Genomic DNA, 20,157 nt, shown 5'->3' with positions numbered 1-20,157 from the left:
TCACTCTCTCTCCATGTTCAGCGGGAAATGACAGGCAAACAGATGGTTTTTCGGCCCTGTCAGGCGCGGTGTTTCGATGCATTTACGCTGAGCATACGGGCAACGCGGACCCAGACGGCAGCCAATGGGCAGCGATTCCAGCAGCGGTATCGCGCCAGGCAGCGTATTCAGACGGCTTTTGTGCGGCATCGCGCTGCCAAAGTCAGGGATCGCCCTGATCAGCGCCTGCGTGTAGGGATGATGCGGCGTTGTCACCAGGTCTTCGCTTGGCGCGGTTTCTACCGTCTGGCCGCAATACATTACGTCAATTTTATCCGCCCACTTGCTCAGCATTTGCAGGTCATGGCTGATCAGCAAAATGGTGGTGTTGTTATTTTGATTCAGACGCGTGAGCAGGCGGAAAATCTGCGCCTGGGTGGTTGGCTCCATCGCGTTCGTCGGTTCGTCCGCAATCAGCAGACGCGGCTGATTCGCCAGGGCGATAGCTATCATCACTTTCTGGCATTCACCGTCCGTCAGTTCGTAGGGGAAACTGCGCATCGCGTCTTTATGGTCTTTGATCCCGACACGGTGCAACAGCTCAATGGCACGGCGTTTACGCCAGCCGAAACGCTGCCACCAGCGGCCTTTATAGGTCCAGCCGGGAATGTTCTGCATAAGCTGTTTCCCGACGCGCTCGGACGGATCGAGACAGGATTGCGGCTCCTGGAAAATCATCGAGACGTTATGGCCCACCAGTTTACGGCGTTCGCGCGGGGAGAGACGCAACAGATCGATGTCGTCGAAACGCATACGGTCGGCGGTCACCCGCCAGTTGTCCTTCGCCACGCCGCAAATGGCTTTGGCGATCAGACTTTTCCCTGAGCCCGATTCGCCCACCAGCCCGCGGATTTCGCCCTCTGCGAGCGTAATACTGATGCGATCCACGGCCTTGACCCAGCCTTCGCCCGTTTTAATTTCGATCGTGAGGTTGCGGATATCGAGTAACGGCATTATTGCACCCCCGCATTGATTGCGCGGCGGATCCCGTCGCCCAGCAGGTTAACGAGCAGCACGCTCACCATGATGGCCGCGCCCGGCAGCATGACCGTCCACGGCGCAACGTAAATCAGCTCCAGCGCATCGCCGAGCATGGCGCCCCATTCCGGGGAGGGAAGCTGCGCGCCAAGGTCCAGGAAGCCCAGCGCTGCGATATCCAGAATCGCCATCGACAGGGCGCGGGTGATCTCCGTCACCAGCCCGGCAGCAATGTTAGGCAGCACGGCAAACCACAAAATATTAAACGTGGTGGCGCCATCCAGACGGGCGGCGACGACATACTCTTTCTCCAGTTCGTCGTGAACCAGGCTGTAAACCGAGCGCACCATGCGCGGCAGAATGGCCAGCCAGACGGCGAACATCGCATGGGTGAGGTGCGGCCCCGCAAAGGCCACGACGATAATCGCCAGCAGCAGCGAAGGAATAGAGAGCAGGGTATCCAGAATATGGTTAAGCACGGCCGACCGCAGCCCGTGGGTTGAGCCGGCAAAAATGCCCAGTGCCAGGCCGCAGATCGCGGCAGCCAGGGTGACCACGAACGCGCCGCCTACCGTCGGTGCGGCGCCGCTCAGCAAACGACTTAGCACGTCGCGTCCGAGATCGTCAGTCCCCAGGAAGAACGAAACCTCCCCGTAACGCGACCACGACGGCGGTAAAAGCTGATAACCCAGGAACTGCTGATCGATGCCATACGGCGCAAACCATGAACCCAAAACGCACAGCAACACGAGGCCAATGCAGCCGTAAAAGCCGATCATCGCCGTGGTGTCGCCGTAAAAATTACGCCACACGGTACGTAGCGCACCGGGCGTGCGCTTTTCGCTGTAGACGTTATCGTAAGGCATACCATTCCTTATGCTTCAATGGGTTGGCCATGGCACCCAAAATATCGGAAACAACGTTAACAATAATGACCAGCGAGCCAATCACCATCACGCCGGCAGAGATCGCCGCGTAATCCTGCTGGCGAATGGCGTTGATCATCCAGCGCCCAAGGCCCGGCCAGCTGAAAACCATCTCGGTGATCATCGCCAGCGTCAGCATGGTTGAGAATTGCAGCCCAAGACGTGGGATAACGGGGGGCAACGCATTGTGCAGCACATGGCGACGTAGAATCGTCAGGCGAGACAGTCCGCGCGTGGCGGCGGCTTTCACATAGTTTTGATCGAAGACTTCAATAGTGCTGATGCGCATCAGGCGGATCACTTCGGTCGTCGGCGCGACGGCCAGCGTGAGTACCGGCAGCACCATGTGGCGCAGCGCGCTCACGATCATCTCGTCGCGCCAGACTGAATCAGAAAGCCAGGCGTCAACGATGGCGAAGCCGCTCACCGTTTGCACGTTATAAAGCAGGTCAAAACGGCCAGACACCGGCAGCCAGCCTAACGTCAGTGAGAAGAAGAGGGTAAGCAGTAGCGCCAGCCAGAAAACAGGGATGGAAAAGCCAATTAAGGCAAGCGCGCTGATGAATTTATCCTGCCACTTATTACGATAAATGCCCGCCAGCATCCCCACCGGGATCCCCACCATGAGGGCAAAGCTAAAGGCGAGTATACACAGCTCCATGGTGGCCGGGAAAACCACTTTCAGCTGCTCGGAAATGAGCTGTCCGTTGATGCTGGACACGCCAAAATCCCAGTGCAGCAGGCCATTAAACCAGAACAGCCAGGCGTCCCAGAGAGATGAGCCCTGAAGCGGGGCGTGCGGCGTAAAGTAGCTCAGGCTAAAGCCGACAAAGGTCAGGAAGAACAGGGTGACCAGCAGTAACAGCAGCCGACGCAAGGTAAATATAATCATGGTTTCTTCACCTCTTGTTCTTTCTCACGGGTCACGCCCGCGAAGGAGGCGTTACCAAACGGGCTGAGTACCAGCCCTTTAATATCGTAACGGTAGGCCTGGAGGCGCAGGGAAGAGGCAAGCGGCAACACGGGAAGTTCTCTGGCCAGAATATTTTGCGCTTCATCGTAGGCCTCAATGCGTGAGGCAAGCTGTTGAGACGCCAACGCTTTTTGCAGCACGGCATCAAATTCCCGGTTACACCAGTGGGCGTAGTTGGTCTGGGAGTTGATTGCCGCACAGCTCAGCAGCGGACGGAAGAAGCTGTCCGGGTCGTTACTGTCGGTGGACCAGCCAGCCAGCGTTAAGTCGTGATTCATGTCCATCAGACGCGCCTCCTGGAAACGGCCTTCGACAGGCACGATGATCACCTTAACGCCCACCTGCGCCATATCAGCCTGCAACAGCTCAGCCGTTTTCAGCGGGCTTGGGTTCCATGCCTGAGAGCTGGTGGGCACCCACAGCTGTAGCGTCAGGTTTTCTGCCCCCAGCGCTTTAAGCTGTTCGCGCGCTTTCGCCGGATTATATTCCGTAATCTTCGCCTCGCCGTCATAGGCCCAGGAGGCGCGCGGCAGAATAGAGGCGGCGGTTTCCGCGGTCCCGTAGTAAATCGACTGCATCAGACGCTGGTTGTTGATCGCTAACGCCAGCGCATGGCGCACGGCCGGATTATTCAGCGGCGGCTTATCGGTGTTAAACGCCAGATAAGCGATGTTCATTCCCGGGCGCAGGGTCAGGCGCAGGCGTGGGTCGTCGCGCAAAATGGTCAACTGGCTGGCCGCAGGCCAGGCAAGCACGTCGCACTCGCCGGTCAGCAGTTTGGAGAGTCGGCCTGTGCCACCTGAACCCAGATCAACAATCACCTGCGGCATCAGCGGTTTGCCGCGCCAGAAACGATCGTGACGTTGCAGGCGAATGTATTGTCCGGCGCGGTACTCTGCTAACTGGAACGGACCTGTGCCCACAGGCTCACGATCGAGACGTTCCTGACGATCCTTTTTCGTCAGCTGATCCGCGTATTCTGCTGACATGACCGAGGCGTAGTGCGTCGCCAGATGCCAGAGGAAGGAGGCGTCCGGGCGCGTCAGGCGAAACTCAACCGTGCGGTTATCCAGCTTACGAACGCTTTTGACCGTATCAGCAAACTGCAAACTGTCGAAATAGGGGAAGTTGTCGCCGTTGACGTTGTGCCATGGATGGTTGCGGTTAAAGATGCGCTGGAAGGTGAAAACCACGTCATCCGCGTTGAGTTTACGGGTTGGCGTAAACCATGGGGTGTGCTGAAAAGCGACGTCATCGCGCAGGCGGAAGCGGTATGTTGCGCCGTTATCCATTACCTCCCAGCTTTCGGCAAGCTCCGGGACCAGCCGATAGGTGTAAGGATCGACGTCGAGCAGGCGATCGTAGAGCTGCGCGGCCAGCGTATCAACAATCAGGCCGCTCCCCGCTTTTTGTGGGTTAAAGGTATCAACTTGCCCGCTGACACAATAGACGAAACCACTCTCTCGGATATCAGGGGGCACAGCGCGATCGGGCGCAGCAAAGGCCAGATTGCTGAACAGACCGAGTGCAAACAGGGACGATAAAACCAGGCGCATAGTTTTTAAGGTTTTTAGATTCGATCTGCAAAGTGTATCGCACTTACGCCTGCTTCGTAAAAATGTCTGGGGGTAAGTGCTGATAATGTCAGCGCATTTGATGTTTTTTGAGCAATGCCCTTAACTGATGGTAGGTCAGACCCAGTAGTTCAGCCGCCCGTTTCTGATTATATTTCGCCTCTTTCAGGCTCTGCTCGAGCAACTGTTGTTCCTGCTGATGCTGGAACTGGCGTAGATCGAGTGGAAACGCCGGATCCTGCTGGCGCGTCGCCGCAGCCGGGGGCTGTTTATCCTCGCGCCGAAACGGATCGAGAATAATGTTGTCCAGTTCGGTCTCGCTGCTGCCATGCCGGTAAACGGACCGTTCCACCACGTTTTTCAGTTCACGAATATTGCCCGGCCAGTGATAACCGAGCAGGGTCTCGGTGGCCCGTTCGCTGAAGCCCGGAAAGAGCGGCAGGCCCAGTTCCCGGCACATCTGAATGGCAAATTGATCGGCCAGCAGCATGATATCGCTGCGACGCTCCCGCAGTGGCGGCAGCTGTACAACATCGAAAGCCAGCCTGTCCAGCAGGTCGGCGCGGAATTTGTCCTCAGCCACCATCGCGGGCAGGTCGGCGTTGGTGGCGCATACCAGGCGAACGTTGACCTGAAGCGGCTGACTGCCGCCAACGCGTTCCAGTTCACCGTACTCAATGACGCGCAGCAGCTTTTCCTGCACCAGCATCGGCGCGGTCGCCAGCTCGTCGAGAAAGAGCGTTCCGCCATCGGCGCGCTCAAAGCGTCCGGGATGCCGTTTTTGTGCGCCAGTGAAGGCGCCAGCTTCATGACCAAACAGCTCGGTGTCGAGCAGATTTTCATTCAACGCCGCGCAGTTAAGGGAAATAAAAGGGCCGTCCCAGCGGCCAGACAGAAAGTGCAGGCGGTTAGCGATAAGTTCTTTACCCGTTCCGCGCTCACCGATAATCAGCACCGGTTTATTGAGCGGCGCGAGGCGCGATACCTGTTCAAGCACTTCCAGGAAGCTGTTAGCTTCGCCAAGCAAATTATCTTTATATTCAGCCATGATGAAATTAACCACTCCTTAGTGATATTCACCAGGTGAGAATAGCCGTTAGCTGGATAAATATCAATCACACTCAGTAAAATCAATAAGATAAAAAGTTGGCATGGGATTTGTATTAACTATTCAGCAGGGCATCGCCCGATAACAGAACTATGAGGATTGAATTATGGGTATTTTTTCTCGTTTTGCCGACATCGTGAACGCCAACATCAACTCGCTGCTGGAGAAAGCGGAAGATCCGCAGAAGCTGGTGCGCCTGATGATTCAGGAGATGGAAGACACGCTGGTTGAAGTACGCTCCACCTCCGCACGCGCGCTGGCAGAGAAAAAGCAGTTAACGCGTCGTATCGAGCAAGCGACTGCCCAGCTTAACGAATGGCAGGAAAAAGCGGAACTGGCGCTGCGTAAAGATAAAGAAGATCTGGCCCGCGCTGCGCTGATTGAGAAGCAGAAGCTGACCGACATGGTTGCCACGCTGGAGCATGAAGTGACGCTGGTGGATGATACTCTGACGCGTATGAAGAAAGAGATTGGTGAGCTTGAAAACAAACTCAGCGAAACCCGTGCGCGTCAACAGGCGCTGGCGCTGCGCCACCAGGCTGCAAGCTCATCCCGCGACGTGCGTCGCCAGCTGGACAGCGGCAAGCTGGATGAAGCGATGGCGCGTTTCGAATCGTTTGAACGCCGTATCGACCACATGGAAGCGGAAGCCGAAAGCCACAGCATCGGTAAACAGAAAACCCTCGATCAGCAGTTTGCTGACCTGAAGGCCGATGATGAAATTAGCGAGCAACTGGCTGCGCTGAAAGCCAAAATGAAACAAGACAACCAATAATAATTCCTGCGGCACCTGAGCGTGCCGCATCGTAAGACAAGGAGTACACATGAGCGCGCTTTTTCTGGCTATACCCCTGACCATTTTCGTGCTGTTTGTTCTGCCCATCTGGTTATGGCTGCACTACAGCAACCGCTCTTCACGCGGGGAGCTGTCGCAAAGTGAACAACAGCGGCTGGCGCAGCTCTCTGCCGAGGCAAATAAAATGCGCGAACGTATTCAGGCGCTGGAAGCGATCCTGGATGCGGAACACCCGAACTGGAGGGAACGGTAATGGCTGGACTGAATCTGAATAAAAAACTGTGGCGGATCCCACAGCAGGGCATGGTTCGGGGCGTTTGCGCCGGGCTGGCGCACTATCTGGATGTCCCGGTAAAACTGGTGCGTGTGGTCACGGTATTGTCGATTTTCTTCGGCCTGGCCTTTATTACCCTGGTGGCCTACATCATTCTGTCGTTTGTGCTCGATCCTATGCCGGAAGGTGAGCTGGATGCTGAGAACACGCCAACCAGCAGCGGTCTCCTGAACGCGGTGGATGAACAGCTGAGCGCAGGGGAGCAGCGATTGCGCGAGATGGAACGTTATGTCACCTCCGATACCTTTACGCTGAGAAGTCGTTTTCGTCAGCTTTAAGAGAGAACTTACATGAAACAAAACTGGCAACAGGCCGGTCAGAAGGTAAAACCCGGCCTGAAAATCGCAGGTAAACTGGTTCTGATGACGGCGTTACGTTATGGCCCGGCCGGTGTAGCGGGTTGGGCGATCAAGTCTGTTGCCCGCAAGCCGGTCAGAATGATGCTGGCGGTCGCGCTGGAGCCGCTGTTACAGAAACTGGCAAAACGCGTTTCCCGGCGCTACCTGTCACGCTAGATCCTCCCGCATACGCCCTTTCTCGCCCAGAGAAGGGGCATGACTTTCCTTTCTGCGTTTCTTCTGCTTTTCTGCTTTCTTTGCGGCAGCTCACAATAATGCGTTGCGCTGCGCTGAGATTGCTGCTTTCTGCCCCCGGGTCCGTTGACAGATATTTTTCATGGGAGTAGATTGCCACTCCGTGGGACCGCTACCATGGAAAATAATGTGAACGCAAAAATTAAAAAACTCATCAATCATATCTACGGTGAATCATTTTCAGATGCACACCTTAACGTGTTATTAACTAAGCTTGAAAAAGCGGCGGTTAATATTACTGAAAAGCGTAAGTCAGGCTGGGATGAAAAAGACGTTGTGCTGATTACCTATGCCGATCAGTTCTCTGCGAAAGGGGAGAAAGCGTTGCCGGTATTTACCCGGTTCTATAATGAATGGCTTTCTCGCACGTTTTCCCATGTCCATCTGTTACCTTTTTATCCGTGGTCTTCGGATGATGGATTTTCCGTTATTGATTATCACGAGGTTGCACCTGAAACCGGAACCTGGCGAGATGTCGCGGAATTAAAACAGTCTGCCAGCTTAATGTTTGACTTCGTTTGCAACCATATGTCAGCGAAAAGCGAATGGTTTGCTAATTATCTGGCGCAGAAGCCGGGCTACGAAGATTTCTTTATTTCTGTCGACCCCGAAACCGATTTATCCGCGGTGACGCGTCCACGGGCATTACCGCTGCTGACGCCGTTCACGCTTCATGATGGCAGCGTTCGTCATCTGTGGACCACATTCAGCGATGACCAGATCGATCTCAATTTCGCCTCGCCGCAGGTGCTGATTGCCATGGTTGACGTTCTGCTCCATTACCTCATGGAAGGGGCGCGTTATATCCGTCTGGATGCGGTCGGGTTTATGTGGAAGATCCCGGGAACTACCTGTATCCATCTGGAACAAACCCATTGCCTTATCCAGCTGTTCCGCGCCATTACGGACGCCGTGGCGCCTGGAACGGTGATCATCACTGAGACAAATGTTCCCCACAAAGACAATATCTCTTACTTCGGTGATGGTGAAAATGAAGCCCAGATGGTCTATCAGTTTTCCTTACCGCCGCTGGTGCTGCATGCTGTTCATCGTCAGGATGTTAAAGCCCTATGCCAGTGGGCGGGGTCACTGGCGCTGCCTTCAACGCATACCACCTGGTTTAATTTCCTGGCCTCGCATGATGGTATCGGTTTGAACCCGTTACGCGGCATCCTTCCGGAATCAGAGATCCTCTCTCTGGTCGATAAGCTTCAGCAGGAAGGCGCACTGGTCAACTGGAAAAATAATCCTGACGGAACGCGAAGCCCCTATGAAATTAATGTCACCTATCTTGATGCGTTGAGTTTGCGAGACAGCTCAGATGATGAGCGCATTGCGCGGTTCATCCTGGCGCATGCTGTGTTGTTAAGTTTTCCTGGCGTACCGGCTGTATATATTCAAAGCATTCTTGGTTCGCGTAACGATTATGAAGGTCTCGAACGTCTCGGATATAACCGCGCGATAAACAGGAAGAAATACACCGCAGGTCAGGTTGATCTGGAGCTCAATAATAAGAAGAGTATTCGTTATCAAATTTATTCTCGTTTGAGTGAGCTTATTGCTATTCGTCGCGGCGAGCGTGCATTCCATCCGGATAGTCAGGCTATTTTTGACGCAATCGGTGAACATATTCTTAAAATTGTTCGTGTTGCTGAAAATGGCGAGCGAATGACAGCATTATTTAATTTTAGCAATAAAATGCAGACCGTTTATGGACAAACGCTCTTTGGTACGGAATTACTCTCAGGACAAGATATTAGCGGTACGGAACTGACCCTCAATCCATGGCAGGTAATGTGGATTAAAGAAAACTAAAAAGGACCCTAAAATGAAAATGCCCAAAATTGTGCTGTTATCAGCACTGGTTTCGTGCGCCCTGTTATCAGGCTGTAAGGACGATAAAGCATCTCAGGTCACCATTGAGTTTATGCACTCGTCGGTAGAACAGGAGCGTCAGGCGGTTATTACGAAACTGATCGAAAAATTCGAGAAAGAGAACCCGACTATTACGGTGAAACAGGTACCCGTTGAGGAAGATGCCTATAACACCAAGGTCATTACGTTGGCCCGTACTGGCGCGCTACCGGAAGTGATTGAAGTCAGCCATGACTACGCCAAAGTCATGGATAAAGAGCAACTGCTGGACCGTGACGCGATTGGCAACGCGATTAAAGCCGTCGGTGAAGATACCTTTTACGACGGCATTTTACGCGTTGTTCGCACTGAAGACGGCAAGGCATGGACGGGGGTACCGGTTAGCGCCTGGCTGTCCGGCGTCTGGTATCACAAAGACGCGCTCGCGGCAGCGGGAATCGAAGAACCGCACAACTGGGAGCAACTGCTGAAAGCCAGTCAGGCGCTCAACGATCCGGCGAAAAAACATTACGGTATCGCGCTTCCAACCGCAGAAAGCGTCATGACGGAGCAGGCCTTCTCGCAGTTTGCGTTGTCAGGCGGAGCCAACGTCTTTGATGCAAACGGCAATGTAAAAATCGATACCCCTGAAATGTCGAAAGCGCTGGCGTTTTATCGGGCACTGGCTGCGAACACCATGCCGGGCTCGAATGATGTCATGGAGATCAAAGACGCCTTCATGAACGGCTCTGCGCCGATGGCCGTTTACTCCACCTATATCCTGCCCGCGGTCTACAAAGATGGCAATCCGGCCAACCTGGGGTTCGTGGTCCCGACGGAAAAATCATCAGCCGTGTACGGCATGATCACCTCGTTGACGATCACGACCGGCCAGACCGAAGAGGAAACGCAGGCGGCAGAAAAATTTGTGACCTGGATGGAGCAGGCTCAAAACGCGTCTGACTGGGTGATGATGTCCCCTGGTGCGGCGCTGCCGGTGAACAAACTCGTGGTGGGTACTGAAAGCTGGAAAAACAACGACGTGATCAAAGCCTTTGGCCAACTGCCTTACGAGCTGATTGCGCAGTTCCCGAACGTCCAGGTATTTGGCGCCGTGGGCGACAAAAACTTTACCCGCATGGGAGACGTTACCGGCTCCGGCATTATCAGTTCCATGGTGCATAACGTGACGGTGGGACAAAAAGATCTCAATGCGACGTTAAGCAACAGCCAGAAGAAACTGACTGACCTGATATCACAACGATAGGAGCGCTTTGCGAAGGGAATTATGAAGACGTTGTTTTCTGGTCGTTCAGATATGCCTTTCGCCATGCTGCTGTTGGCCCCCAGCCTGATTTTGCTGGGGGGCCTGGTGGCCTGGCCAATGATTTCCAACATTGAAATCAGTTTTTTACGTTTACCGCTGAACCCGCGTATTGATGCGGTGTTTGTCGGCCTGGATAACTACATTCGCATTCTGGGCGATGCTGCGTTCTGGCACTCCCTGTGGATGACGTTCTGGTATACGGTGCTGGTCGTCCTCGGCAGCACCGGGTTGGGACTGGCCGTAGCGATCTTCTTTAACCGTGAATTCCGCATGCGGAAAACGGCACGTTCACTGGTGATCCTGTCCTACGTGACGCCGTCTATTTCACTGGTATTTGCCTGGAAATACATGTTCAACAACGGCTACGGGATTGTGAACTACCTGGGCGTGGATCTGCTGCATCTCTACGATCAGGCGCCGCTGTGGTTCGATAATCCTGGCAGCAGTTTTGTCCTGGTTGTGCTGTTCGCCATCTGGCGTTACTTCCCGTACGCCTTTATCTCGTTCCTCGCGATTTTGCAGACCATTGATAAATCGCTGTACGAAGCGGCAGAGATGGACGGAGCGAATGCCTGGCAGCGTTTTCGTATCGTGACGTTGCCCGCCATCATGCCGGTGCTGGCCACGGTGGTCACGCTGCGAACCATCTGGATGTTCTACATGTTTGCGGATGTGTATCTGCTCACCACCAAGGTCGACATTCTGGGCGTATATCTCTACAAAACCGCCTTTGCGTTCAATGACCTGGGTAAAGCAGCCGCCATTTCCGTTGTGCTGTTTGTGATCATCTTCGCTGTCATTCTGCTGACCAGAAAAAGGGTAAACCTCAATGGCAACAAATAAACGCGTTCTGGGCCGTATCGGTTTTTATCTGGGACTGGCGCTATTTCTGATTATCACGCTGTTTCCGTTTTTTGTGATGTTGATGACGTCGTTCAAAAGCGCGAAAGAGGCGATCTCGCTGCACCCGACCATTCTGCCGCAGGAGTGGACGCTACAGCACTACATCGACATCTTTAACCCGCTGATTTTCCCGTTTGTGGATTACTTCCGTAACAGCATGGTGGTGTCGCTGACCTCCTCGGTCATTGCGGTGTTTCTCGGCACGCTGGGCGCGTATGCGTTATCCAAACTGCGCTTTAAAGGGCGCACGACGATCAATGCGAGCTTCTACACCGTCTATATGTTCTCCGGGATCCTGCTGGTGGTGCCGCTGTTCAAAATCATCACCGCGCTCGGCATTTATGACACCGAACTGGCGCTGATCATCACCATGGTCACGCAGACGTTGCCTACCGCGGTCTTTATGCTGCGCAGCTATTTCGACACCATCCCGGACGAAATCGAAGAAGCCGCGATGATGGACGGCCTGAACCGCCTGCAAATCATCTTTCGCATCACCGTGCCGCTGGCGATCTCGGGTCTGGTGTCGGTCTTTGTCTACTGCTTCATGGTGGCGTGGAATGACTATCTGTTCGCCTCCATTTTCCTGTCCAGCGCCAGCAACTTCACGTTGCCGGTCGGGCTGAACACGCTCTTCAGTACGCCAGATTACATCTGGGGTCGTATGATGGCGGCATCGCTGGTAACGGCACTTCCGGTCGTCATTATGTATGCCCTGTCTGAACGTTTCATTAAAAGTGGTTTGACCGCCGGCGGCGTGAAGGGCTGAGGCGGCCGATTTTAACAAGGAGTCAGTCATGAAAAAATTAGTTGCGACAGCGCCTCGTGTAGCGGCGCTGGTGGAATACGAAGATCGTCCTGTTGCAGCACATGAGGTGAAGATTCGTGCCCGTTATGGCGCCCCGAAACACGGCACTGAAGTCGTGGATTTCCGCGCGGCAAGCCCGTTCATTGATGAAGAGTTCAACGCTGAGTGGCAGATGTTTACCCCGCGTGAAGAAGGTGCAGCGCGCGGCATCGAATTTGGTAAATTCCAGCTGGGGAACATGATCGTCGGCGACATCATCGAATGTGGTGCGGACGTGACGGAATACCAGATCGGCGACAGCGTCTGCTGCTACGGCCCGTTGCAGGAAACGGTCATCGTTAACGCGGTGAACAACTATAAGCTGCGCAAAATGCCGCAGGGCGCATCCTGGAAAAACGCCGTTTGTTACGATCCGGCGCAGTTCGCCATGAGCGGCGTGCGTGATGCTAACGTCCGCGTAGGGGATTTCGTCGTAGTTGTGGGGCTAGGCGCGATTGGCCAGATTGCGATTCAGCTGGCGAAAAAAGCCGGCGCGTCAGTGGTTATTGGTGTCGATCCTATCGAACACCGCTGTGAGATCGCCCGCCGTCACGGTGCAGACCACTGCCTGAACCCAATCGGTACCGATGTCGGTCTGGAAATTAAGAAACTAACCGGCAAGCAGGGCGCGGATGTGATCATCGAAACCAGCGGATTCGCAGATGCGCTGCAATCTGCGCTGCGCGGTCTCGCCTACGGCGGCACCATCTCCTACGTGGCCTTCGCCAAGCCGTTTGCGGCGGGCTTCAACCTTGGTCGCGAAGCACACTTCAACAACGCCAAAATTGTCTTCTCCCGCGCATGCAGTGAACCCAACCCGGATTATCCGCGCTGGAGCCGCAAGCGTATTGAAGAGACCTGCTGGGAATTGCTGATGAACGGTTATCTCAATTGTGAAGACCTGATCGACCCGGTCGTCACCTTCACCACCAGCCCGGAAAGCTATATGAAGTATGTCGATCAGCACCCGGAACTCAGTATCAAAATGGGCGTCACTTTTTAAGCTAAGGACAGCAAATCATGAAAATCGCAACACAAAACCAGGCCTTTTTCCCGACCGCTATCATGGAAAAATTCGAATACATCAAAGCGATGGGATTTGATGGCTACGAAATCGATGGCCGACTGCTGGTGGAAAACCTCGACGAAGTAAAAGCGGCTATCAAAGCCACCGGCCTGCCAGTCACGACGGCCTGTGGCGGTTACGATGGCTGGATCGGGGATTTCATCGAAGAACGCCGCCTGAACGGTCTACAGCAGATTGAACGCATCCTGGAAGCGCTGGCAGAAGTGGGCGGAAAGGGGATTATCGTTCCGGCTGCCTGGGGGATGTTTACCTTCCGTCTGCCGCCAATGACTTCGCCACGTAGTCTGGACGGCGATCGCAAAGCGGTCAGCGCTTCCCTGCGCTGGCTGGATGAGGTGGCAGCGCGCACCGGTACTACCGTTTACCTGGAGCCGCTGAACCGCTATCAGGATCATATGATCAACACTCTGGCCGACGCGCGTCGTTATATCGAAGAGAATGGCCTGAAGCACGTGCAGATCATCGGTGATTTCTACCACATGAATATTGAAGAAGACTCCCTGACGGAAGCGCTGCATCAGAACCGCGACCTGCTGGGTCATGTGCACATTGCTGATAACCACCGCTATCAGCCGGGCAGCGGCAGCCTCGATTTCGCCAGCCTGTTCGATCAGCTGCGTGCCGATAACTATCAGGGTTACGTCGTGTACGAGTGCCGGGTGCGTGCCGACGATCCGGCTCAGGCCTATAAGGACTCTCTCACTTACTTGCGTGAATGCTAAGGATGACGAGCGTGATGAGTGCTTCTACACCTTTGCCTCTGCGCGTCGCCATTATTGGCGCCGGGCAGGTTGCAGACAAAGTGCATGCCTCGTATTACGCCACGCGCAGTGATGTTCAAATGGTGGCTGTCATGGACAGCCGCCTTGAGCAGGCACAGGCGTTCGCGGAACGTTATGCTATTCCATCGGCATGGCAGGACGCTCACGAGATGTTGCAGGAAGTAAAACCGGATGTGGTGAGCGTCTGTTCGCCTAACCGGTTCCATTTTGAACATGTGATGGCGGCTCTCGAAGCAGGCTGTCATGTGATGTGTGAAAAGCCGCCAGCGATGACGCCGCACCAGGCGGATGAGATGCGTCTCGCGGCGCGCAAGGCCGGAAAAGTCCTCGCGTACGATTTTCACCATCGCTTTGCCCTGGATACCCAGCTCCTGCGCGAGGCGGTAATGAACGGAACGCTCGGTGAAATTTACTTCACCTCCGCGCAGGCGCTGCGTCGCTGCGGTGTGCCGGGGTGGGGGGTGTTCACCAATAAATCGCTCCAGGGCGGCGGGCCGCTGATCGATATCGGCATTCACATGCTGGATGCCGCGATGTATGTCCTGGGCTTCCCGACCGTGAAACGGGTAACCGCGCACAGCTTCCAGAGACTGGGGAACCGGAAACACACCGGCCAGTTTGGCGAATGGGATCCTGCGCAGTTTACCGTGGAAGATGCCCTGTTTGGCACGATTGAGTTCTGCAACGGTGGCATTCTGCGTCTGGACACCTCTTTTGCGCTTAATATCCGCGAGCAGTCGATCATGAACGTCTCTTTCTGTGGTGAGAAGGCGGGTGCAACGCTATTCCCGGCACACATTTATAACGACGAAGCCGGTGTTTTACAGACGCTGACCCAGCGTGAAGAAGCCGACGATCGCCGACATCTGCGCAGTATGGACGCGTTTGTTCGCCGAGTATTGGGCGAGCCGATCATGATTGCCGATGCGGAGCAGGGGCTGGTGATCCAGCAATTAGTCGCGGCGTTATATGAAGCCGCGGAAACAGGGGAAAGCGTGACGTTATGCTGAACCAGTCTGTATTAACCGATCCGGGCTTTTGCCCGCATAGCCTGAATAAATACGCGTCCATTATGGCCTGCGGCAATGGCTACATGGGCATTCGCGCCACGCATGAAGAAGATTACACCCAGCAGACCAGAGGCATGTATCTCGCGGGGCTGTATCATCGCGCGGGACGCAACGAAACCACAGAGCTGATCAATCTGCCGGATGTCACCGGGGTTGAAGTTGAGCTGGACGGCGTCAACTTCACGCTCCTTTCAGGCGAAATTCTTGAGTGGCAACGCGAGCTGGCCTTTGCTAACGGCGAACTGCATCGTAACGTGGTCTGGCGTTCGCCGGACGGAAAACGCTATCGCCTCGAGAGCCGTCGTTTTGTTTCGCTGGACCAGTTGCCCTTAGTGGCAATGCAGCTCTCGATCACACCGCTTGATGGCGCCGCTCAGGCCGTGCTGAAAACCGGCATAGATGCGACACAAACGAACAGCGGCAGGCAGCATCTGGATGAAATCTCGGTCAGGGTCTTCGACCAGCACTACATGCAGGGTGTGTATGAAATGCAGGACCGGGCGTCTGAAGTTGTTGTTTCGGCGTTTTGTCAGCTCTCCGCTAAGAGCGACAGCTGTTTCACCGCCAAAAATCGTCGCCTCAGCGTTCATCATTCTCTGACCATCACGCAAGGTGACACTGTCACTCTTGAGAAGATCGTCTGGTTGACGCATCGCAGCGATAAAGCGCTCTCGCAGGAATCTTTCGCCCGCAACGCGCTGGCCGATCTCAAAGTCTGCGCGGCAAGAGGCTACGATGCGTTGCTTGAAAGCTCAGCGTATGCCTGGAAAGCGGTATGGCGTGACGCTCGGGTGGAAGTGACTTGTGCAGAACAGCAGGATCAGCTGGCGCTGGATTATGCCGTCTGGCACCTGACGACAATGACGCCAGCCCATAGCGAAAGAAGCAGCATTGCCGCGAAAGGGCTGACGGGGGAAGGGTACAAAGGGCACGTCTTCTGGGATACCGAAATTTTCCTGTTGCCGTTCCATCTGTTTACCCGTCCACAGATTGCCCGCAGCCTGCTGCGCTATCGCTGGCTGAATCTTTCTGGCGCGCGCGAAAAAGCACGCCGTAACGGTTGGCCAGGCGCGTTGTTCCCGTGGGAAAGCGCCGCCAGCGGACAGGAAGAGACGCCAGAATTCGCAGCCATTAACATCCGCACCGGGATTCGCCAGAAGGTCGCCTCCGCACTCGCTGAACACCACATCGTGGCTGATATTGCCTGGGCCGTTGTCGCTTACTGGCAGGCAACACACGACGATGACTTTATGCGCAATGAGGGCCTGACGCTACTGATGGAAACCGCTTCGTTCTGGATGGGACGCGCGACGGAAATTAATGGTCGTCTTGAGATCCATGACGTGATCGGACCGGATGAATACACCGAGCATGTCAACAACAACGCCTACACCAACTATCTGGCCTGGCACAACGTTGCCTGCGCGCGTCAGTTTATGGCGATGTTTGGGCGTGAAGATGCGCGTTTTACGGAGAATGCCGGGAAGTTCCTGGCGCGCCTGTGGCTGCCAGAGGCCGACGCAAACGGTGTGATCCCGCAGGATGATACCTTCATGGCGAAACCTGCCATCGATCTGAGCCGCTATAAAGCCAAAGCGGGTAAGCAAACCATTCTGCTTGATTACTCTCGCGCGGAAGTGAACGAGATGCAGATCCTGAAGCAGGCTGACGTGGTAATGCTTAACTACCTGCTGCCGGAACGGTTTACGCCGCAACAATGTGCCGCCAATCTGGCGTTCTACGAGCCACGCACGATCCATGATTCATCCCTGAGTAAAGCCATTCACGGCATTGTGCTCGCACGCTGCGGTGACACCGAGGGGGCGTATGCCTTCTGGCGCGATGGGATTGCCATCGACCTGGGGGATGACCCGCACAGCAGTGATGACGGTATTCATGCCGCCGCCACCGGTGCGATCTGGCTGGGCGCCATTCAAGGATTTGCTGGCCTGCACATTAGCGAAGGGGAGCTGCATCTTGCGCCGAAGCTGCCTGCTCACTGGCAGAAACTCGCCTTCCCGCTGCGGTGGCGGGACGCAACGATGCACATTACCTGTGAAGATGACCAGTTAACCATTGAAACCACCGCACCTGTCACGTTGATGCTGTGGGGTAAAACGCTGCATGTATCAGGGCGAAAGGTCTGTGAGCGTAAGGACTTTCTTGCATCTGTTAATGGGACCGCTACCACGGAGGGGCGCCATGACGCTTAACGCTGTTGTATTCGATCTGGACGGGGTGATAACCGATACCGCGCATCTTCACTTTCTGGCCTGGCGCGCCGTGGCGGAGGAGATTGGTATCACCTTCGATGAAGTATTTAACGAACAGCTGAAGGGAATAAGCCGTATGGACTCCCTCCAGCGCATTCTGAAACATGGCGGGAAAGAGGGGATGTTCAGTGACGAGCAGCGCCTGGCGCTGGCGACGAAAAAAAACGCGCTTTACGTCCAGTCGCTGGCATCACTGACGCAGGACTCGCTGCTCCCGGGTATTCGCGAGGTGCTGGCGGATATTCGCGCCGCGAAGGTCAAAATTGGCCTGGCATCCGTATCGCTTAATGCCCCTGGGATTTTGCACGCGTTGGGTATTCATCAGGCTTTCGATTTTTGCGCCGATGCGTCGCGCATTTGCCGCTCAAAGCCGGACCCGGAAATCTTCCTTGCGGCCTGTAAAGGACTGAACGTACGTCCTGAAGAGGCCATTGGTATCGAAGATGCTGCCGCAGGGGTAGATGCGATCAACGCCGCAGGCATGCTGTCGGTCGGGATTGGGCCTGGCCTGAACCATGCGGGATTACAACTTCATTCAACGCAGGAACTGACCTGGGAACGCCTCACGGCGTTCTGGGCATCCCGGGCGTATTGATAAGGAATTAATAATGGCTCAACTGTCTCTGAAACACATTCAGAAAATCTATGATAACCAGGTCCACGTGGTTAAGGATTTCAACCTCGAAATCGAAGACAAAGAATTTATTGTCTTCGTCGGTCCATCGGGCTGTGGGAAATCCACGACGCTGCGAATGATTGCCGGCCTCGAGGAGATCAGCGCGGGTGAACTGATTATTGACGGGGTTTGCATGAATGATGTTCCCGCCAAGTCCCGTGATATCGCGATGGTCTTCCAGAACTATGCGCTCTATCCGCATATGACGGTCTACGACAACATGGCGTTTGGCCTGAAAATGCAAAAAATTGCGCCCTCAGTCATTGAAGAACGTGTTAGCTGGGCGGCACAGATCCTGGGCTTGCGCGATTATCTCCAGCGTAAACCTGGCGCGTTGTCCGGCGGTCAGCGCCAGCGCGTGGCGTTAGGCAGGGCGATAGTGCGCGAAGCGGGGGTCTTCCTGATGGATGAGCCTTTATCCAACCTCGATGCCAAGCTTCGTGTGCAGATGCGCGCTGAAATCAGCAAGCTGCACCAGAAGCTAAACACCACCATGATTTACGTGACGCACGATCAGACAGAAGCCATGACGATGGCGACCCGCATCGTGATTTTAAAGGACGGCATCATTCAGCAGGTGGGCGCGCCGAAGCAGGTCTACAACGAGCCGGCGAATATGTTCGTTGCAGGGTTTATTGGCTCACCGGCGATGAACTTCATTCGTGGCGCGATCGACGACCGCTACTTTGTGACGGAAACGCTGCATCTGGAGATCCCGGAAGACAAGCTGGCCGTACTGAATGCGCAAGGTTACCAGCGTAAAGCGGTTGTCTTTGGGATCCGTCCGGAAGACATTCTCACCGCACAGCGAAGCGGTGAAAACATCACCGCGAAGATCAGCGTTGCTGAGCTGACCGGGGCTGAATTTATGCTTTATGCCACCGTGGGTGGGCATGAACTGGTTGTCCGTGCGGGAGCGGCGGATGATTATGTTGCCGGAGATAATATCGGCATCCAGTTCGATATGAATAAGTGCCATTTCTTCGATGCTGATACTGAAACAGCTATTAGATAAGAAAGGTGTTCGCCGGAAATGAAAGTTTCCGGTTTTTTGTGTGTTAATTATAAAGGAATATTTTAATGAGTACTCTACTAAGAAGTGCTGCGCTCGTTCTGTGCGCAGGGGTGAGCTGCGCGCAAGCAACTGAATCAGCCAAACAGTGGGAATTTAATATTGGCGCCATGTATGAAATTGAAAACGTCGAAGGTCAGGCCGACGATAAAGATGGATTATATGAACCCTCCGTGTGGTTTAATGCCACATGGGATGCATGGACCATTTCGCTGGCTATGTATCAGGAAGGGCCGGTTGATTACAGTAGCATGACGCGCGGCACCTATTTCGATCGTCCTGAAGTAGAATTACGCTATCGTATTATTGGTACCGATGATTTCACGCTGGGACTGACGGGAGGTTTCCGTAATTACAGCTATCATTTCAAAGACGAGGATGGCGCGAAAGCGGGCAGCGCGAATATGCAGCGCTATAAAATTCAACCTGACTGGGATGTAAAATTAACCGATGACTGGTGTTTTGGCGGATGGTTTGCCATGTACCAGTTTGCGAATGACCTCGCAAAAACCGGTTATTCTGACAGCCGTGTTGAAACGGAAACCGGTTTTACCTGGACAATTAACGAAACCGTCTCTGCAAAAGTTAATTACTATTTAGAGCGGGGTTTCAATATGGACAGTTCACGTAATAACGGTGAATTCTCCACTCAGGAAATCCGTGCGTATCTGCCTGTTTCATTAGGCCAGACAACCCTGACGCCGTATACCCGTCTTGGGCTTGACCGCTGGACAAACTGGGACTGGCAGGACGATCCGACACGTGAAGGGCATGATTTCAATCGTCTGGGGCTGCTCTACGCTTACGACTTTGCGAATGGCCTTTCCATGACGCTGGAATATGCCTACGAATGGGAAAACCATGACGAAGGCGAAAACGATCGCTTCCACTATGCGGGGATCGGCGTGAATTACGCGTTCTGATAACACTTCACCAGGGGCGTTT

General features: G+C 54.5%; 20 protein-coding genes. 15 read left to right on the top strand and 5 right to left on the bottom strand.

Translation table 11 applies throughout. The features are described 5' to 3' along the window. The 5 genes from sapD to pspF form a co-directional block, all read right to left on the bottom strand. Positions 1 to 993 carry a putrescine export ABC transporter ATP-binding protein SapD gene (sapD, locus tag ACNQ0W_RS03805; RefSeq protein ID WP_003856840.1) on the bottom strand — a complete coding sequence of 331 codons (993 nt, stop codon included), beginning with the start codon at positions 991 to 993 and terminating at the stop codon, positions 1 to 3. Then, a complete protein-coding gene (gene sapC / locus ACNQ0W_RS03800) occupies positions 993 to 1,883 on the bottom strand; it encodes a putrescine export ABC transporter permease SapC (protein WP_003856843.1) in 891 nt (296 codons plus the stop codon). The genes sapD and sapC overlap by 1 nt, the downstream gene beginning before the upstream one ends. Beyond that, entirely contained in the window at positions 1,870 to 2,835 is a 966-nt protein-coding gene (sapB, locus tag ACNQ0W_RS03795; protein WP_062932950.1) for a putrescine export ABC transporter permease SapB, read from the bottom strand. Before sapB ends, sapC begins: the two co-directional genes overlap by 14 nt. Further along, positions 2,832 to 4,472, bottom strand: a complete 1,641-nt coding sequence (gene sapA / locus ACNQ0W_RS03790; protein ID WP_062932951.1) for an ABC transporter substrate-binding protein SapA — start codon at positions 4,470 to 4,472, stop codon at positions 2,832 to 2,834. Before sapA ends, sapB begins: the two co-directional genes overlap by 4 nt. Before the next feature lie 88 nt (positions 4,473 to 4,560). Continuing rightward, positions 4,561 to 5,553 carry a phage shock protein operon transcriptional activator gene (gene pspF, locus ACNQ0W_RS03785; protein ID WP_162268480.1) on the bottom strand — a complete coding sequence of 331 codons (993 nt, stop codon included), beginning with the start codon at positions 5,551 to 5,553 and terminating at the stop codon, positions 4,561 to 4,563. Positions 5,554 to 5,704: 151 nt separating this feature from the next. Between pspF and pspA the strand changes: the two genes are divergently transcribed. The 15 genes from pspA to ACNQ0W_RS03710 all read left to right on the top strand — a co-directional run bounded on the left by pspA (position 5,705) and on the right by ACNQ0W_RS03710 (position 20,135). Then, entirely contained in the window at positions 5,705 to 6,373 is a 669-nt protein-coding gene (pspA, locus tag ACNQ0W_RS03780; protein ID WP_022651342.1) for a phage shock protein PspA, read from the top strand. Positions 6,374 to 6,422: 49 nt separating this feature from the next. Next, positions 6,423 to 6,647 carry an envelope stress response membrane protein PspB gene (gene pspB / locus ACNQ0W_RS03775; protein WP_003856853.1) on the top strand — a complete coding sequence of 75 codons (225 nt, stop codon included), beginning with the start codon at positions 6,423 to 6,425 and terminating at the stop codon, positions 6,645 to 6,647. Beyond that, the gene (pspC, locus tag ACNQ0W_RS03770) at positions 6,647 to 7,006 is read left to right on the top strand and encodes an envelope stress response membrane protein PspC (protein WP_062932953.1); all 360 of its coding nucleotides are present in this window, start codon (positions 6,647 to 6,649) and stop codon (positions 7,004 to 7,006) included. The genes pspB and pspC overlap by 1 nt, the downstream gene beginning before the upstream one ends. 12 nt (positions 7,007 to 7,018) lie before the next feature. Further along, a complete protein-coding gene (gene pspD / locus ACNQ0W_RS03765) occupies positions 7,019 to 7,243 on the top strand; it encodes a phage shock protein PspD (RefSeq protein WP_003856857.1) in 225 nt (74 codons plus the stop codon). Positions 7,244 to 7,438: 195 nt separating this feature from the next. After that, complete coding sequence (locus ACNQ0W_RS03760; RefSeq protein ID WP_062932954.1) at positions 7,439 to 9,136, top strand: sugar phosphorylase; 1,698 nt, start codon at positions 7,439 to 7,441, stop codon at positions 9,134 to 9,136. A gap of 13 nt (positions 9,137 to 9,149) precedes the next feature. Next, entirely contained in the window at positions 9,150 to 10,442 is a 1,293-nt protein-coding gene (locus ACNQ0W_RS03755) for an ABC transporter substrate-binding protein (protein WP_017693335.1), read from the top strand. Between the two features lie 21 nt (positions 10,443 to 10,463). Beyond that, positions 10,464 to 11,345 (top strand): carbohydrate ABC transporter permease, encoded by an 882-nt coding sequence (locus ACNQ0W_RS03750; protein WP_062932955.1) that lies wholly within the window; start codon positions 10,464 to 10,466, stop codon positions 11,343 to 11,345. Further along, the gene (locus ACNQ0W_RS03745; RefSeq protein WP_015570402.1) at positions 11,332 to 12,174 is read left to right on the top strand and encodes a carbohydrate ABC transporter permease; all 843 of its coding nucleotides are present in this window, start codon (positions 11,332 to 11,334) and stop codon (positions 12,172 to 12,174) included. The genes ACNQ0W_RS03750 and ACNQ0W_RS03745 overlap by 14 nt, the downstream gene beginning before the upstream one ends. Positions 12,175 to 12,202: 28 nt before the next feature. After that, positions 12,203 to 13,255, top strand: coding sequence for a zinc-dependent alcohol dehydrogenase (locus ACNQ0W_RS03740; RefSeq protein WP_015570403.1), 1,053 nt, complete (start codon positions 12,203 to 12,205; stop codon positions 13,253 to 13,255). Positions 13,256 to 13,272: 17 nt separating this feature from the next. Beyond that, positions 13,273 to 14,061 (top strand): sugar phosphate isomerase/epimerase family protein, encoded by a 789-nt coding sequence (locus tag ACNQ0W_RS03735; protein WP_003856868.1) that lies wholly within the window; start codon positions 13,273 to 13,275, stop codon positions 14,059 to 14,061. Positions 14,062 to 14,072: 11 nt separating this feature from the next. Beyond that, positions 14,073 to 15,131, top strand: coding sequence for a Gfo/Idh/MocA family protein (locus ACNQ0W_RS03730; protein ID WP_116329831.1), 1,059 nt, complete (start codon positions 14,073 to 14,075; stop codon positions 15,129 to 15,131). Then, positions 15,125 to 17,404 (top strand): glycoside hydrolase family 65 protein, encoded by a 2,280-nt coding sequence (locus tag ACNQ0W_RS03725; RefSeq protein ID WP_062932956.1) that lies wholly within the window; start codon positions 15,125 to 15,127, stop codon positions 17,402 to 17,404. Before ACNQ0W_RS03730 ends, ACNQ0W_RS03725 begins: the two co-directional genes overlap by 7 nt. Beyond that, a complete protein-coding gene (pgmB, locus tag ACNQ0W_RS03720) occupies positions 17,394 to 18,059 on the top strand; it encodes a beta-phosphoglucomutase (RefSeq protein ID WP_062932957.1) in 666 nt (221 codons plus the stop codon). The genes ACNQ0W_RS03725 and pgmB overlap by 11 nt, the downstream gene beginning before the upstream one ends. A gap of 13 nt (positions 18,060 to 18,072) precedes the next feature. Further along, positions 18,073 to 19,155, top strand: a complete 1,083-nt coding sequence (locus tag ACNQ0W_RS03715; RefSeq protein ID WP_047637241.1) for an ABC transporter ATP-binding protein — start codon at positions 18,073 to 18,075, stop codon at positions 19,153 to 19,155. Positions 19,156 to 19,220: 65 nt separating this feature from the next. Then, positions 19,221 to 20,135 carry an OmpG family monomeric porin gene (locus tag ACNQ0W_RS03710; protein ID WP_062932958.1) on the top strand — a complete coding sequence of 305 codons (915 nt, stop codon included), beginning with the start codon at positions 19,221 to 19,223 and terminating at the stop codon, positions 20,133 to 20,135. The last annotated feature ends 22 nt before the right edge of the window (positions 20,136 to 20,157 follow it).

This window comes from Enterobacter cloacae complex sp. 6730903 (assembly GCF_048283985.1).
GTDB lineage: Bacteria > Pseudomonadota > Gammaproteobacteria > Enterobacterales > Enterobacteriaceae > Enterobacter > Enterobacter hormaechei_C.
The sequence above is the reverse complement of the archived record's forward strand: the minus strand, read 5'-3'. Positions and strand labels throughout refer to the sequence as shown.